This window comes from Streptomyces sp. NPDC052036, assembly GCF_040680495.1.
Taxonomy (GTDB): domain Bacteria; phylum Actinomycetota; class Actinomycetes; order Streptomycetales; family Streptomycetaceae; genus Streptomyces.
The window spans coordinates 1-13,756 of sequence record NZ_JBFAWW010000026.1 but is presented as its reverse complement, the minus strand read 5'-3'; the positions used below and the strand labels follow the sequence as shown (position 1 = coordinate 13,756).

Sequence of the window (13,756 nt, the reverse complement as noted above, 5' to 3'; positions counted from 1 at the left end):
AGGAAGCGCCGGGAGGCCCTCCCGAGGAGAGACTCGGGGCATGGACGCTACCCGTGCCCGTACCGTTCGGCGGTGCGTTCCGTTTCTCCTGTGGTGTCTGGTTCTGCCCGGATGTACCGGCTCCGGGCAGCCGGCCCGGGCCAAGAGCCCGACCAGCACCCAGGCCCCCTCCCCCACGACGGCCAACGATCTGCAGAGCGACTACCAGCGAGTCATCAAGAACGTGCTGCCGTCGGTGGTGCAGATCCAGACCGGTGAGGCCCTCGGGTCCGGAGTGGTCTACGACGGCAGGGGCCACATCGTCACCAACGCGCATGTGGTCGGCAGCGGCAGGAAGTTCAGGGTGACCACCGCCAACAGCCAGGAGGTGCTCACCGCGAGCCTCGTCTTCTCGTACCCGCAGCAGGACCTCGCCGTCATCCGGCTGGACCGGACGCCGCAGGGTCTGCGGCCGGCCGTCTTCGGCGACTCGGCCAAGGTCGAGGTGGGGCAGATCGTCCTCGCCATGGGCTCGCCGCTCGGGCTGTCGTCGAGCGTGACCGAGGGGATCGTCTCGGCGACCGGGCGGACCGTCAGCGAGGGGAACAGCGAGGGCGGTACGGGCGCCACCATCGCGAACATGGTGCAGACCTCGGCGGACATCAACCCCGGCAACAGCGGGGGCGCGCTCGTCGATCTGAACGGCCAGGTCATCGGCATCCCCACGCTCGCCGCCGTCGACCCGGAACTCGGCAACGGCGCGGCGCCCGGCATCGGGTTCGCCATCCCGGCGTCCCTGGTGAAGACGATCGCCGACCAGATCATCAAGAGCGGCCGGGTCACCGACTCGGGACGGGCCGCGCTCGGCATCACCGGCCGCACGGTGGTGAACGGCACCTACCAGCCGGCCGGGGTCGCGGTGGTCGAGGTCGTGCGGGGCGGCGCGGCCGACCGGGCGGGCCTGCGGGCCGGAGACGTCATCACCAGGCTGGCCGGCCAGGACATCACCACGATCACCTCGCTCGCCGAGGCGCTCGCCGACGACAAGCCGGGACAGCGGACGACCGTCACCTACACCCGCAACGGCAGCCGGCGGACGGTCGACGTCACCCTGGGCGAGCAGTAGCCGGGCGGGAGCGGACGAGGGGGCGGGGCGGGCGAGGACCGGTACGTCCCTCGCCCACCCCCCTCACACGTGAGCGCGTGTGCGCGTGTGCGGGTGTGCGGGTGTGCCTCTACGGCTACGACTCGTCGGCGCGCAGGCTCATGGGCCCGTAGATCTCCGTCGAGTCCTCGTACAGCCGCACCTGGTCGGCGCCGCCGTCGAGCAGGTCCCTCCAGTGCTCCCCGACCCAGGACTCGGCGTCCCCCTGCGTGGTGAACTCCTCGGGCACGACCGCGGGCTGGACCTCCGCCCCGTCGGCCTTCTCGAACCGCCACGTCCATGCCGCCATGTACGCCTCCCAGATGTGAGCACATGCAGAGCATCGGCCGGATCTTGGTCCGGCCACTGTTCCGAGCCTAGCCGGACGCGCAAGACCTGCGGCGACCCGGGAAAATCAGGTCCGTGGAACTGACTCTGCTCGGCACCGGTGCCCCCGCGGGACTTCCCCGCCCCGACTGTCCCTGTGCGGCCTGCGCGCGTGCGCTGGGCCCCGAGGCGCGCGCGGCGACCTCGCTGCTGGTGGACGGCACGCTGCTGCTGGATCTGACGCCGGGTGCGGCGTTCGCGGCGGCGCGCGCCGGGCACTCGCTGGCCGGGGTGCGCCAGGTGCTTCTCACCCACCCGCACGAGGGTCCCCCGGTGGAGGTCCCGGCGGGCCTGCCGCAGCCCGCGCGGGTGCCGGACAGGCGGGAGCTGGCGCTGCTGACCGGGCACCGGGTGCGGGCCCTGGCGATGGACGCGCCGGGCACGGGCTACGCGGTGACCGGCCCGGACGGGACGCGGCTGCTGTATCTGCCGCCGGGCGGGGCGCCCGCGGGCCTTGGGGTGCCGGTGGAGCCGTACGACATGGTGGTCGCCGATGTGGTGGGGCGGCCGGACGCGGTCGCGAGGCTGCGGGCGGTGGGGGCGCTCGGGCCGGCCACCGATGTCATCGCCGTGCACCTCGACCACGAGGTGCCGCCGGGCGCCGAGTTGCGGCGGCGGCTCGCGGCCGCGGGGGCGCGGGCGGTGCCGGACGGGACGACGCTGGCCGTGGGCGCGTACGACGAGGTGCCGGACGTGCCGCGGCGCACGCTGGTGCTGGGCGGGGCGCGCTCGGGCAAGTCGGTGGAGGCCGAGCGGCGGCTGGAGGCTTTCCCGGACGTGCTGTACGTCGCGACGGGCGGCACGCGGAGCGGGGACACGGAGTGGGCGGCGCGGGTGGCCGCGCACCGGGAGCGACGGCCCGGGTCCTGGCACACCACGGAGACCTGTGACCTCGTACCGCTGTTGAAGGAGGAGGGGCCGCCGCTGCTGATCGACTGTCTGTCGCTGTGGCTGACCGACGCGATGGACGCGGTGGACGCATGGGACGACGCGGAGTGGGCGAGCGGCGGCGAACGGGCCCTGCGGACACGGGTGGAGGAACTGGCGGCGGCGGTGCGGGAGACCCGCCGGACGGTCGTCGCCGTCTCGAACGAGGTGGGCTCCGGGATCGTCCCGGCGACGGCGTCGGGGCGCCGCTACCGCGACGAACTCGGCCGTCTGAACGCGGCGTTCGCGGCGCAGTGCGAGCATGTGCTGCTGGTGGTGGCCGGGCAGGCGCTGACGCTACGCGGATGACGGGGGCGTGCGCGCGATGACCCGGTAGGCGTTGGCGAAGCGGGTGCGTCGCAGCAGCGGTGCCAGCGCGTGGTCCGCCGCCGTGGCCGTGGCCGCGAGGGGGGCGGTGGCCCCGGCCAGGACCGTGCGCAGGGGCGCCGTGCGCCCCGGGGCGTCGGGTGCCGGCAGGGCACGGGCCAGGGTCAGGGCGAGAGCGCCCGCCAGGTCGTACGGCAGATGCGGCTCGCGGTGGTCCGTGGCGACGATCGCGCAGCCCAGGGCCTTGAGTTCGGCCAGCAGGTTGGCCGGCGGCACGAGGTGGAGGTGGTGCGGGCTCCCGTAGGCGATCCACCGCCTGCCCAGCAGCCGGCCGAACGCGCAGCCGGGGTCGGCGGCCTCGATGAGCAGATGACCGCCGGGGCGCAGCACGGTCAGGGCGGCGCGCAGTTCCGCGCGCGGGTCGGGGGTGCGCTCCAGATGGTGGACCATGCTCAGGACGTCGTAACGGGAGCGCAGACGCGCGAGGACCGCCGGGTCGGTGAGGTGGCCGCGGTGAGCCTCCTCGATCCGGCCCGCGGCCCCCGCCTGATGGACACGCCGGGTGGGGTCCAGTCCGTCGAAGGAGGTGTACGGGTGGATCTCCTTGGCCGCTTCGGGGAAGTGGCCGCGCCCGGTGCCGACGTCGAGCCAGCTCTCCGGCTCCTGGTGGGGCCCGAGGGCGCGGGCCGCGGCCCGGTGGCGACGGGCGCTCGTGCGGGCGCCGAGGAGGCGTTCGGTGAGCCGGTCGGGTCCCGGGCGGCCGTCGGGGGCGTCGTGGTCGTGGCGGGCGCTCTCCTCGGCGGGGCGGGGGTTGCGGAAGACATGGGCGCAGTCGCGGCACTCGTCGACACCGGCGGCGTCCGGCCGCACCGGGTCCGGGGCGCTCGGTCTGGCCCGGACCCGGGTGCGCAGCCGCGTGGAGCCGCACCACGGGCAGTCCTCGCGGCGCGGGTGCTGCGGCCGGACGGTGTCCGGGGCGGCGTCGCCGCGGCGCTCGGCGCGGCGCGCGGCGGCCGTCCGTGGGGTACGGCGCATGGGCGGCTCCTGTGGCGACGGGGGTGGCGGACGTGGCGGCTGGGGGTGGGCGGGACGTCGGACGACCGCGGCGACAGGGAGGTACGGCCGTGAGCACGGGGTGCGCGACCATACATGCCCAAAAGGTATGTACGGGACACCGCTCAGGGGTGCAATGACGTGCCGTCGACGTGGCGCCTCGACGTTCGATCAGGGCCGGTACTGTTCGGCGAATGAGCTCGCTTAATCTCGACGACTTCACCGATCTGATCGAGCGCCCCGACGGCGGGGTGCGCCGCGACGCCGAGGCGCGCAGGGAGCGTCAGATCGTGCCGCCCGGGGCACTGGGCCGCCTGGACGACCTGGGTGAGTGGCTGGCGGCCGCGCAGTCCGCCGTGCCGGTGCGGCCGATCGAGCGCCCACGCGTGGTGCTGTTCGCGGGCGACCACGGCATCGCCTCGCTGGAGGTCTCCGCGCGACCGGCGGGCAGCGCGGACCGGCTGGTGCGGGCGGTGCTGGAGGGCGCGAGCCCGGCGTCGATCCTGGCGCGACAGCTCAACGTGCCCGTACGCGTGGTCGACATGGCCCTCGACTGCGATCCGGACGAACTGCCCGGGGACGTCGTACGGCACCGGGTGCGGCGCGGCAGCGGACGGATCGACGTCGAGGACGCGCTGACGCCCGAAGAGGCGGAGGCGGCGTTCCGGGCGGGGGTCGCGGTCGCGAACGAGGAGGCCGACGCCGGGACCGACCTGGTGGTGCTCGGCGATGTGAGCGTCGGCGGGACCACGCCGGCGGCCGTGCTGATCGCCGCGCTGTGCGGCACGGACGCGTCCGTGGTGACCGGGCGCGGGGGTCTCGCGATCGACGACCTGGCGTGGATGCGCAAGTGCGCGGCCGTACGGGACGCGCTGCGGCGGGCCCGGCCGGTGCTGGGCGACCAGTTGCAGCTGCTCGCCACGGTCGGCGGGGCCGATCTGGCTGCGATGACGGGCTTCCTGTTGCAGTGCGCGGTGCGCAAGACTCCGGTGATCCTGGACGGGGTCGTGTCGGCGGCGTGCGCGCTGGTCGGCCAGCGGATCGCGTTCCGCGCGCCGGACTGGTGGCTGGCCGGGCAGAACAGCGGGGAGCCCGCGCAGGCCAAGGCGCTGGACCGGATGGCACTGGAGCCGCTCCTCGACCACGGGGTGACCGTCGGCGAGGGGGCCGGGGCCCTGCTGGCGCTGCCGCTGGTCCAGGCCGCGGCCGCGCTGGCGGCGGAGCTTCCTCTGGCGCCCGCGAAGGCCGAGGACGACGCGTAGCCGAGGACGGCTGCGGCCCGGGCGACGTCCGCTCGGGCAACCGGAGTTGACGCTCGGTCAGGCACTTTGCGAACGACCGTATGTGACGTGTGATCGATTCGGCTCGATTCCTTCTTGCATCGCTCCCCCGCACACCCCCGGACGCCCCATATCATCGCCCTTCATGGGAGATGCCCGTTTCACCATGGAACAGGAGCGCACGGTTCGGCCGGGAGGCCAGACGCGGCCGTCCGGTCGGGCCGCCCGGCGGGCCGCCGCGGGCGCCGTCTGGTACCTGCGCGCCGTCACCTTCATCAACTTCCTCTCCGCCGCGTGGGTCTCGCTGGGGCAGGACGTACGGCGGCACAACCAGGAGAACCTCTTCACCCCGTACCTGCTGACGGCGGGCTTCGCCTCGGGCGTCTTCACGATGTTCCTCGCCGTCACCATGCGGCGGCGCAAACGGGCCGCGTGGATCCTCAACCTCGCGCTCAGCGGGCCGTTCCTGCTGCTGTTCGCCTTCGCCATGAGCTTCCCGGAGATCCGGCAGTACGCGCAGAACTGGGTCTCCCTGGTGCTCACCGCGGGCTTCGTCGGTGCCCTCCTCGTCGGGCGGCGCGAGTTCTACGCCAAGGGCGACCGCTCCAACCCGCGGCTCGCCGCCGTGGTCGCCGTCGGCGGCCTGCTCGCCTCCTCGCTGCTCGCGGCACTCCTGGTGACCGTCACCAACACCGCGCACGACCCGCATCGCTCGACCTTCCTGGACCGTTGGCGCTACGGCACCCTGCGACTGGTCTCGGTCGCCGCCGACGAGTCGCACTACCCCGGCATCTCCACGCCGAACTGGGTCAACGTCGCCATCAACGTGTTCAGCACACTGCTGGTGCTCGCGGTGCTGTACGCCGCCTTCCGCTCCCGGCGCGCCGTCGACCCCCTCACCGAGGACGACGAGAAGCGGCTGCGGACGCTGCTCGCCCGGCACGGCGAGCGGGACTCGCTCGGGTACTTCGCACTGCGCCGGGAGAAGAGCGTGATCTGGTCGCCCACGGGCAAGGCCGCGGTCGCCTATCGGGTCGTCGGCGGTGTCTCGCTCGCCTCCGGCGACCCGCTCGGCGACCCCGAGGCCTGGCCCGGCGCCATCGAGCCCTGGCTCGCCGAGGCCCGGGCGCACGGCTGGATCCCGGCCGTGATGGGCGCGAGCGAGGAGGCCGGCACCGTGTACGCGCGGCACGGGATGGACGCGCTCGAACTCGGCGACGAAGCCATCGTGGAGATAAGCGAGTTCACCCTTGAGGGGCGGGCCATGCGCACCGTCCGCCAGGCCCACAACCGGGTGCGGCGCGCCGGGTACACGGTGCGCATCCGGCGCCACGAGGACATCCCCGAGGGCGAGCTGGCGCAGCTGCTGGAGAAGGCCGACGACTGGCGGGACGGGGCCACCGAGCGCGGGTTCAGCATGGCGCTGGGGCGGCTCGGCGACCCGCAGGACGGGCAGTGCGTGATGCTGGAGTGCGTGGACGCCGAGGGCCGGCTGCGGGCGCTCTTGTCCTTCGTGCCGTGGGGACCGCACGGGCTCTCGCTCGATCTGATGCGACGTGACCGCGACTCGGACAACGGGCTGATGGAGTTCATGGTCATCGAACTCCTGCGCCGCGCCCGGGAGATCGAGATCACCCAGGTTTCACTCAACTTCGCCATGTTCCGTTCCGTCTTCGAACGTGGTGCGCGCCTCGGTGCCGGACCGGTGCTCAGGCTGTGGCGTTCGCTGCTCAGCTTCTTCTCGCGCTGGTGGCAGATCGAGTCGCTGTACCGGGCCAACGCGAAGTACCGGCCCATCTGGGAGCCCCGGTTCCTGCTCTTCGAGAAGAGCGCGGACCTGCTGCGCATCGGCGTCGCCTCGGCGCGCGCCGAGGGGTTCCTGGAGGCTCCGGGACTGCCGAAGTGGCTGCACCGCAAGCACCTGGAGTCGCACCGATGAGATGCGCCGGACGATGAGGAACGGTGGACGATGAGGAACACTGGATGAACGCGCTCGCCCGCCTGGCCCGCGCCGAATGGGAACTGCTGTACGTCACCGTGCGTCAGGACCTCGCGCGAGGGAGCCGGCGGGCGATCCCGATGACGCTGACGGCCGTGTCCCTGACGTCGGTCCTGCAGTTCGTGCAGAACAAGTCGTGGGGCTTCGGGTTCGTGCAGCACATCGGGTCCGTACGGGCCGAGGAGCCGCTCTCGCCGGCCCTGCTGCGCACCCCGCTCTCCCTCTTCGTACCGGCGCTCGACCTGCCGGTGTGGGGGGCGCTGCTGCAACTCCTGTTCGTGTTCGGCATCGCCGAGATCTGTCTCGGCTGGTGGCGCACGCTCGGCATCGCGTACGTCGCCACCCTGGCCGGCACGCTCTACGCGCGCGTGGGGATCCAGTTGGGGGCGCACCATCCGCTGGGGCTGCCCGCTACGGACGCGCAGGTCGTCGACACCGGCCCGTCGGCGGCGGTGATCGGGCTGGCCCTGTTCCTGTGCTGGCGCTACCAGGCCTACTTCACCGGAGGGGTGGTGATCGCGGCGATGGTCGGCGAACTCCTGGTCAAGCAGAACCTCGCGGGCAAGGAGCACATCGCCGCGATCGCCGCGGTGCTGGTGCTGTGTGGAATGTCGGCGCTGGGCCGCTACTGGCGCTGGGGCACCCGGGTGTCCTGTGAGTCGGGCCTGCCGCCGATCCAGTCCTGAAGTCTGCGGCTGGGGACCGCCCAGCGGCGGTCGTGGCGGTAGGCGCGCAGGCCCGCCCTGGCCCGGGCGCGCGGCCGGCGGCGGTAGAACCGTCTGGCCCACGGGGAGCCGGGGCGGGCCAGCCGTACGGCGCCGATCACGGCGACCAGCGGGACGATCACCCCGAAGAGCGCGGTGCGCGCCTTGCCCTTGCTCAGGGCGAACAGCGAGAAGAGGAAGTTCGCGGCGACGCTCACAGCGGCGGCGGCGCGGTCGTGCAGCTCCTCCGTGGAGACGTCGTTGACGCCGAACGGCGCGAAGCCCGCGAGGACCAGGCCGACCAGGGCCGCCGTGACCACGACGACCTCGACGCTCTTGCGGCCCTCCTCCGTCCAGTAGACGTCGGCGAGATGCAGGATCAGGGCGAACTCGTCCAGGACCAGCCCCGCCCCGACGCCGAAGAGGACCGCGCACACGCCCGAGCCCGGACCGTGGCGGCTGGCGAGCGCGCCGAAGCCGCCCGTCAGGACGAGGACGACACCGGGGACGACGTGATGGATGTGCACGCCCCCGGCGCTCACATTGCCGAACGGGCCCTTGCCCGCGCGGATGAGACGGGTGACGACCCGGGTGACCGCGAACGTCAGCACGAACGAGGCCAGCGCGAGCAGCAGCGGGAGCTTGCCCGGCTCGACGATGTTGCGCTCCAGCCAGTGGCCCATGGGCAAAAGTGTGCCCGCGGCGACCCCGGACCGCCTGCCCACGGCCGCCCCGCGGAAGGACGGCCACGCCGCTCACGTAGCCTTCGCCCGTGTCCAGGACCCCGCATCTGCACGGCCTCCGCTTCGCCTTCGGCACCCTCACCGTCCTGCCGGTCAGGGTGACCCGCTGGGACCGGCGGGCCGCACGCGGCGGCATGCTGTGCGCGCCGCTCGCCGGAGTGGTGGTCGGAGTCCTCGCCGGGCTGCTCGGCGCGGCCCTGCTCCTGCTGGGCTCGGGCCCGCTGACGGCCGCCGTCGCCGCCGCCGCCGTACCGGCCGTGCTGACCCGGGGCCTGCACCTGGACGGGCTCGCCGACACCGCCGACGGACTCGGCAGCGGGAAGCCCGCCGAGGACGCGCTGCGGATCATGAAGCAGTCGGACATCGGACCGTTCGGCGTGATCACTCTGGTCCTTGTGCTGCTGGCCCAGGTGGCGGCCCTCGCGCAGGCCTACGACGCCTCCTGGACGCGGGGTCTGCTGGCCGCCGTCGTCTCGGCGGCCACCGCACGGTTCGTTCTCACCCTGGCCGCGCGCGCGGGGGTGCCGGCCGCGCGGCCCGAAGGACTGGGGGCCGCGGTCGCGGGGGTGGTCCCGGTGAGCGGCGCCCTCGTCGTAGGACTCGCCGTGACCGCGGCGGCGGCGGGCGGTGGCGCACTGTCCGGTCCCTACGGCGCCGTCCGCGCGGCGGCCTCGGTGGTGCTCGCGGTGGCCGCCGCGGAACTGCTGCTGCGCCACTGCGTCCGGCGGTTCGGCGGGGTGACGGGTGATGTCTTCGGCGCTCTCGCGGAAACGGCCGCGACGACCGCGCTCGTCGTGCTGTCCCTGGGCTGACCGCCCGCGGGCCGTGCCCGCCGCCCGTGGCCTCGGCGGGCCGGGCCGCTCGCCGCACCCTCGGATGTGACCCGGGTCACCGGGACAGGTGGGCCGGAGACGGCCGGGGCACCACGAAGAGGTGAACACCCACCGGACTCAGCGAGTCGGCCACCGAGCGTAGGCTCATGCCGGGTGTTTCCCTGCCCAGGTGAAGACCGAACGATCGGAGCAATCTAGGGTCGGGTCCCGGGCCGGTCGACCCCATCCTGTTCGGCCACCGAAACTCAATCGGAAGCGAGATTTCACCACCGTGACTGCTCTCACTCTCAGCACCGCTGCGGCGGCCGGCCTGCGCGCCGACGCGATCGTGGTCGGTGTCGCGAAGGGCGCCGAGGGCCCGGTCGTCGCACCGGGCGCCGAGGCCGTGGACCAGGCGTACGACGGCAGGCTCGCCGTCGTCCTGGAGACCCTGGGCGCTTCGGGTGCCGAGGGCGAGGTGACAAAGCTGCCCGCACCCTCCGGCTTCAAGGCTCCCGTCGTCGTGGCCGTGGGCCTCGGTGCCGCCCCTGACAAGGACGAGCCCTACGCCGCCGAGTCGCTGCGCCGGGCCGCCGGCGCCGCAGCCCGTGCGCTCGCCGGTTCCAAGAAGGCCGTCTACGCGCTGCCGCTCGCGGACGCCGCCGACGCCGGCGTCGTCGCCGAGGGCGCCCTGCTCGGCGCGTACTCCTTCGACACGTACAAGGAGAACGGCAAGAACTCCAAGAACGCCAAGAACGGCAAGGCTCCCCTCGCCGAGGTCGTCCTGCTCGGCGGCAAGCCCCGCGACAAGGCCTTCAAGGCGGCCGTCGAGCGCGCCGTCGCGGTCACCGAGGAGCTCAACCGCGCCCGCGACCTGATCAACATGCCGCCCAACGACCTGAACCCGGCGGCCTTCGCGGCCATCGCGCAGACCGCGGGCAAGGAGCACGGCCTCAAGGTGCAGGTGCTCGACGAGAAGGCGCTGGCCAAGGGCGGCTACGGCGGCATCCTCGGCGTCGGCGCGGGCTCGGCCGCCGGACCCCGCCTGGTGAAGGTGTCGTACACGCACCCCGAGGCGAGCAAGCACCTGGCGCTGGTCGGCAAGGGCATCACCTACGACTCGGGCGGCATCTCGCTCAAGCCGGCCGGCCACAACGAGACCATGAAGTGCGACATGAGCGGCGCGGCGGCGGTCTTCGCCGCGGTCGTGGCCGCCGCCCGGCTGGGCCTTGAGATCAACGTGACCGCCTGGCTCGCCCTGGCCGAGAACATGCCGTCCGGTTCGGCCACCCGCCCGGGCGATGTGCTGCGCATGTACAGCGGCAAGACCGTCGAGGTCCTCAACACGGACGCCGAGGGCCGTCTGGTGCTCGCCGACGCGCTGTGGGCGGCCTCGGAGGAGAACCCGGACGCGATCGTGGACGTCGCGACCCTGACCGGCGCGATGATGCTGGCGCTCGGCAGCCGCACCTTCGGGATCATGGCGAACGACGACGCGTTCCGCGGCGCGATCCACGAGGCAGCCGAGGAGGTCGGCGAGGAGTCCTGGCCGATGCCGCTGCCCGAGCACCTGCGCAAGGGCATGGACTCGCCGACGGCCGACATCGCCAACATGGGCGAGCGGATGGGCGGCGGCCTGGTCGCCGGTCTGTTCCTGAAGGAGTTCGTCGGCGAGGGCATCACCTGGGCCCACCTCGACATCGCCGGCCCGGCCTTCAACGAGCAGGCCGCCTTCGGCTACACCCCCAAGGGCGGCACCGGTTCGGCGGTCCGCACCCTGGTGCGGCTCGCGGAGCTGACCGCCGCGGGCGACCTCGGCTGACGTCTGCGCGTACCCGAGGCGCCACCCGGCGCACCACACGAGGGCGGCCCCGGATGCCATGGCATCCGGGGCCGCCCTCGTCGGCGCACACCGGGGGCACCCCGCCGCCCCGCACCCGGCACCCGGCACCGCCGCTCCCGTGCCTCGTCCACGACCCCCTCGGACCACCCTCCGGCCGCAAGGGCGTTACGCCCTCGACGAAATCCGTACGGGCGGGGCGGCCACGACCTCCCGACGTGATGGATCAGACGTCCTAGACGGCGGCCCGGCGTCTCCTCCGCCGCCGACAAGTGCAAAGATGGGGTCTCGGCAGGACAGGGCCCCCACCGAAGGGCCGAAGCAACAAGCGGCCGGACACCAGCCGCCTGCCGGTCATCGGAGACCGGCGCACGGCGCACATGCATGGAGGACGTGACGTGGCGAACGACGCCAGCACCGTTTTCGACCTAGTGATCCTCGGCGGTGGTAGCGGTGGTTACGCCGCGGCCCTGCGCGGGGCGCAGCTGGGTCTGGACGTCGCCCTGATCGAGAAGGACAAGGTCGGCGGCACCTGCCTGCACAAGGGTTGCATCCCCACCAAGGCTCTGCTTCACGCGGGCGAGATCGCCGACCAGGCCCGCGAGAGCGAGCAGTTCGGTGTCAAGACCAGCTTCGAGGGCATCGACGTCCCGGCCGTCCACAAGTACAAGGACGAGGTCATCTCGGGCCTGTACAAGGGCCTGCAGGGCCTGATCGCCTCCCGCAAGGTGACCTACATCGAGGGCGAGGGCCGGCTGTCCTCCCCCACCTCCGTCGATGTGAACGGTCAGCGGATCCAGGGCCGCCACGTCCTCCTGGCGACCGGTTCCGTGCCGAAGTCGCTGCCCGGCCTCCAGATCGACGGCAACCGCATCATCTCCTCGGACCACGCCCTCGTCCTGGACCGCGTGCCGAAGTCCGCGATCATCCTCGGCGGCGGCGTCATCGGTGTCGAGTTCGCCTCCGCCTGGAAGTCCTTCGGTGCCGACGTCACCGTCATCGAGGGCCTGAAGCACCTCGTCCCGGTCGAGGACGAGAACTCCTCCAAGCTTCTCGAGCGCGCCTTCCGCAAGCGCGGCATCAAGTTCAACCTGGGCACCTTCTTCCAGAAGGCCGAGTACACCCAGGACGGTGTCAAGGTCACCCTCGCCGACGGCAAGGAGTTCGAGGCCGAGCTCCTCCTCGTCGCCGTCGGCCGCGGCCCGGTCTCCCAGAACCTCGGCTACGAGGAGGCCGGCGTCGCCATGGACCGCGGCTACGTCCTCGTCGACGAGTACATGCGCACCAACGTCCCGACCATCTCCGCCGTCGGCGACCTGGTCCCCACGCTCCAGCTCGCGCACGTCGGTTTCGCCGAGGGCATCCTGGTGGCGGAGCGCCTGGCCGGCCTGAAGGTCGTCCCGATCGACTACGACGGCGTGCCCCGGGTCACCTACTGCCACCCGGAGGTCGCCTCCGTGGGCATCACCGAGGCCAAGGCCAAGGAGATGTACGGCGCGGACAAGGTCGTCTCCATCAAGTTCCCCCTCGGCGGCAACGGCAAGAGCCGGATCCTGAAGACCGCGGGCGAGATCAAGCTCGTCCAGGTCAAGGACGGTGCCGTGGTCGGCGTCCACATGGTCGGCGACCGCATGGGCGAGCAGGTGGGCGAGGCCCAGCTGATCTACAACTGGGAGGCCCTGCCGTCCGAGGTGGCCCAGCTGATCCACGCCCACCCGACGCAGAACGAGGCGCTCGGCGAGGCCCACCTGGCCCTGGCCGGCAAGCCTCTCCACATGCACGACTGACCCTCGGTCGACGAACGCGACGACACAGACTTCCGCACTTCGTAAGGAGCAACCGAAACCATGCCGGTTTCCGTAACCCTTCCGGCGCTCGGTGAGAGCGTCACCGAGGGCACCGTCACCCGCTGGCTGAAGGCCGAGGGCGAACGCGTCGAGGCCGACGAGCCGCTGCTCGAGGTCTCCACCGACAAGGTCGACACCGAGATCCCCGCCCCCGCCTCGGGCGTCCTGACCTCCATCAAGGTCGCCGAGGACGAGACCGTCGAGGTCGGCGCCGAGCTGGCCGTCATCGACGACGGCACGGGCGCCCCCGCCGCGGCTCCGGCCCCGGCCGCCGCCGAGGCCGCCGCCCCGGCCGCCGCGCCCGCCCCGGCCCCGGTCGCCGAGGCCCCGGTCGCTCCGGCTCCGGCCGCCGCGCCCGCCGCTCCGGCCGGTGGCGCCCAGGGCACGGACGTGGTCCTGCCCGCGCTCGGTGAGTCGGTCACCGAGGGCACCGTCACCCGCTGGCTGAAGGCGGTCGGCGACTCCGTCGACGCCGACGAGCCGCTGCTCGAGGTCTCCACCGACAAGGTCGACACCGAGATCCCCGCGCCCGCCTCCGGCGTGCTCCTGGAGATCGTGGTCGGCGAGGACGAGACCGCCGAGGTCGGCGCCAAGCTCGCCGTCATCGGCCAGCCGGGCGCCGCGCCCGCCGCCGCTCCGGCCCCGGCCGCCCCGGCTCCGGCGGCCGCCCCGGCCCCCGCCGCCCCCGCGGCTCCGGTCGCGCCCCCGGCCCCG

At 73.2% G+C, this 13,756-nt stretch carries 12 protein-coding genes; 9 read left to right on the top strand and 3 right to left on the bottom strand.

Translation table 11 applies throughout. The features are described 5' to 3' along the window. Nucleotides 1–40: 40 nt before the first annotated feature. Complete coding sequence (locus AB0L95_RS29030) at nt 41–1,105, top strand: trypsin-like peptidase domain-containing protein (protein ID WP_365166372.1); 1,065 nt, start codon at nt 41–43, stop codon at nt 1,103–1,105. A gap of 115 nt (nt 1,106–1,220) precedes the next feature. Here the strand turns inward: AB0L95_RS29030 and AB0L95_RS29025 are convergent, their stop codons facing one another. Then, nucleotides 1,221–1,433: a hypothetical protein gene (locus tag AB0L95_RS29025; protein WP_365166370.1), complete on the bottom strand. Its 213-nt coding sequence runs from the start codon at nt 1,431–1,433 to the stop codon at nt 1,221–1,223. 113 nt (nt 1,434–1,546) lie between these two features. Between AB0L95_RS29025 and AB0L95_RS29020 the strand changes: the two genes are divergently transcribed. Further along, nucleotides 1,547–2,746, top strand: coding sequence for a bifunctional adenosylcobinamide kinase/adenosylcobinamide-phosphate guanylyltransferase (locus tag AB0L95_RS29020; RefSeq protein ID WP_365166368.1), 1,200 nt, complete (start codon nt 1,547–1,549; stop codon nt 2,744–2,746). Here the strand turns inward: AB0L95_RS29020 and AB0L95_RS29015 are convergent. Then, nucleotides 2,735–3,799, bottom strand: coding sequence for a class I SAM-dependent methyltransferase (locus tag AB0L95_RS29015; protein ID WP_365166366.1), 1,065 nt, complete (start codon nt 3,797–3,799; stop codon nt 2,735–2,737). The genes AB0L95_RS29020 and AB0L95_RS29015 overlap by 12 nt on opposite strands. A 212-nt stretch (nt 3,800–4,011) precedes the next feature. Between AB0L95_RS29015 and cobT the strand changes: the two genes are divergently transcribed. The 3 genes from cobT (at nt 4,012) to AB0L95_RS29000 (ending at nt 7,782) form a co-directional block, all read left to right on the top strand. After that, a complete protein-coding gene (gene cobT / locus AB0L95_RS29010; RefSeq protein WP_365166363.1) occupies nt 4,012–5,079 on the top strand; it encodes a nicotinate-nucleotide--dimethylbenzimidazole phosphoribosyltransferase in 1,068 nt (355 codons plus the stop codon). A 184-nt stretch (nt 5,080–5,263) separates the two neighbouring features. After that, nucleotides 5,264–7,036 (top strand): phosphatidylglycerol lysyltransferase domain-containing protein, encoded by a 1,773-nt coding sequence (locus AB0L95_RS29005; protein ID WP_365166553.1) that lies wholly within the window; start codon nt 5,264–5,266, stop codon nt 7,034–7,036. Between the two features lie 44 nt (nt 7,037–7,080). Next, the gene (locus AB0L95_RS29000; protein ID WP_365166551.1) at nt 7,081–7,782 is read left to right on the top strand and encodes a hypothetical protein; all 702 of its coding nucleotides are present in this window, start codon (nt 7,081–7,083) and stop codon (nt 7,780–7,782) included. Here the strand turns inward: AB0L95_RS29000 and AB0L95_RS28995 are convergent. Continuing rightward, on the bottom strand, nt 7,722–8,483 hold the full coding sequence (locus tag AB0L95_RS28995; RefSeq protein ID WP_365166361.1) for a hypothetical protein: 762 nt from the start codon (nt 8,481–8,483) through the stop codon (nt 7,722–7,724). The two genes, AB0L95_RS29000 and AB0L95_RS28995, sit on opposite strands and share 61 nt — an antisense overlap. 89 nt (nt 8,484–8,572) lie before the next feature. Here AB0L95_RS28995 and AB0L95_RS28990 point away from each other — a divergent pair, with 89 nt between their 5' ends. The 4 genes from AB0L95_RS28990 to AB0L95_RS28975 form a co-directional block, all read left to right on the top strand. Beyond that, nucleotides 8,573–9,355 carry an adenosylcobinamide-GDP ribazoletransferase gene (locus tag AB0L95_RS28990; protein ID WP_365166359.1) on the top strand — a complete coding sequence of 261 codons (783 nt, stop codon included), beginning with the start codon at nt 8,573–8,575 and terminating at the stop codon, nt 9,353–9,355. A 292-nt stretch (nt 9,356–9,647) separates the two neighbouring features. Further along, the gene (locus AB0L95_RS28985; RefSeq protein ID WP_365166357.1) at nt 9,648–11,177 is read left to right on the top strand and encodes a leucyl aminopeptidase; all 1,530 of its coding nucleotides are present in this window, start codon (nt 9,648–9,650) and stop codon (nt 11,175–11,177) included. Between the two features lie 416 nt (nt 11,178–11,593). Then, nucleotides 11,594–12,982 (top strand): dihydrolipoyl dehydrogenase, encoded by a 1,389-nt coding sequence (gene lpdA, locus AB0L95_RS28980; protein WP_365166356.1) that lies wholly within the window; start codon nt 11,594–11,596, stop codon nt 12,980–12,982. A 60-nt stretch (nt 12,983–13,042) separates the two neighbouring features. Next, nucleotides 13,043–13,756, top strand: a 714-nt coding sequence (locus AB0L95_RS28975; RefSeq protein ID WP_365166353.1) for a biotin/lipoyl-containing protein, incomplete at its 3' end; no start/stop codon positions are given.

Excerpts from the sequence above, each read along its gene's own strand:
- AB0L95_RS29030 (WP_365166372.1), top strand. The coding sequence starts at position 41 with ATGGACGCTACCCGTGCCCGTACCGTTCGGCGGTGCGTTCCGTTTCTC.
- AB0L95_RS29025 (WP_365166370.1), bottom strand. The coding sequence starts at position 1,433 with ATGGCGGCATGGACGTGGCGGTTCGAGAAGGCCGACGGGGCGGAGGTC.
- AB0L95_RS29015 (WP_365166366.1), bottom strand. The coding sequence starts at position 3,799 with ATGCGCCGTACCCCACGGACGGCCGCCGCGCGCCGCGCCGAGCGCCGC.
- cobT (WP_365166363.1), top strand. The coding sequence starts at position 4,012 with ATGAGCTCGCTTAATCTCGACGACTTCACCGATCTGATCGAGCGCCCC.
- AB0L95_RS29005 (WP_365166553.1), top strand. The coding sequence starts at position 5,264 with ATGGAACAGGAGCGCACGGTTCGGCCGGGAGGCCAGACGCGGCCGTCC.
- AB0L95_RS29000 (WP_365166551.1), top strand. The coding sequence starts at position 7,081 with ATGAACGCGCTCGCCCGCCTGGCCCGCGCCGAATGGGAACTGCTGTAC.
- AB0L95_RS28995 (WP_365166361.1), bottom strand. The coding sequence starts at position 8,483 with ATGGGCCACTGGCTGGAGCGCAACATCGTCGAGCCGGGCAAGCTCCCG.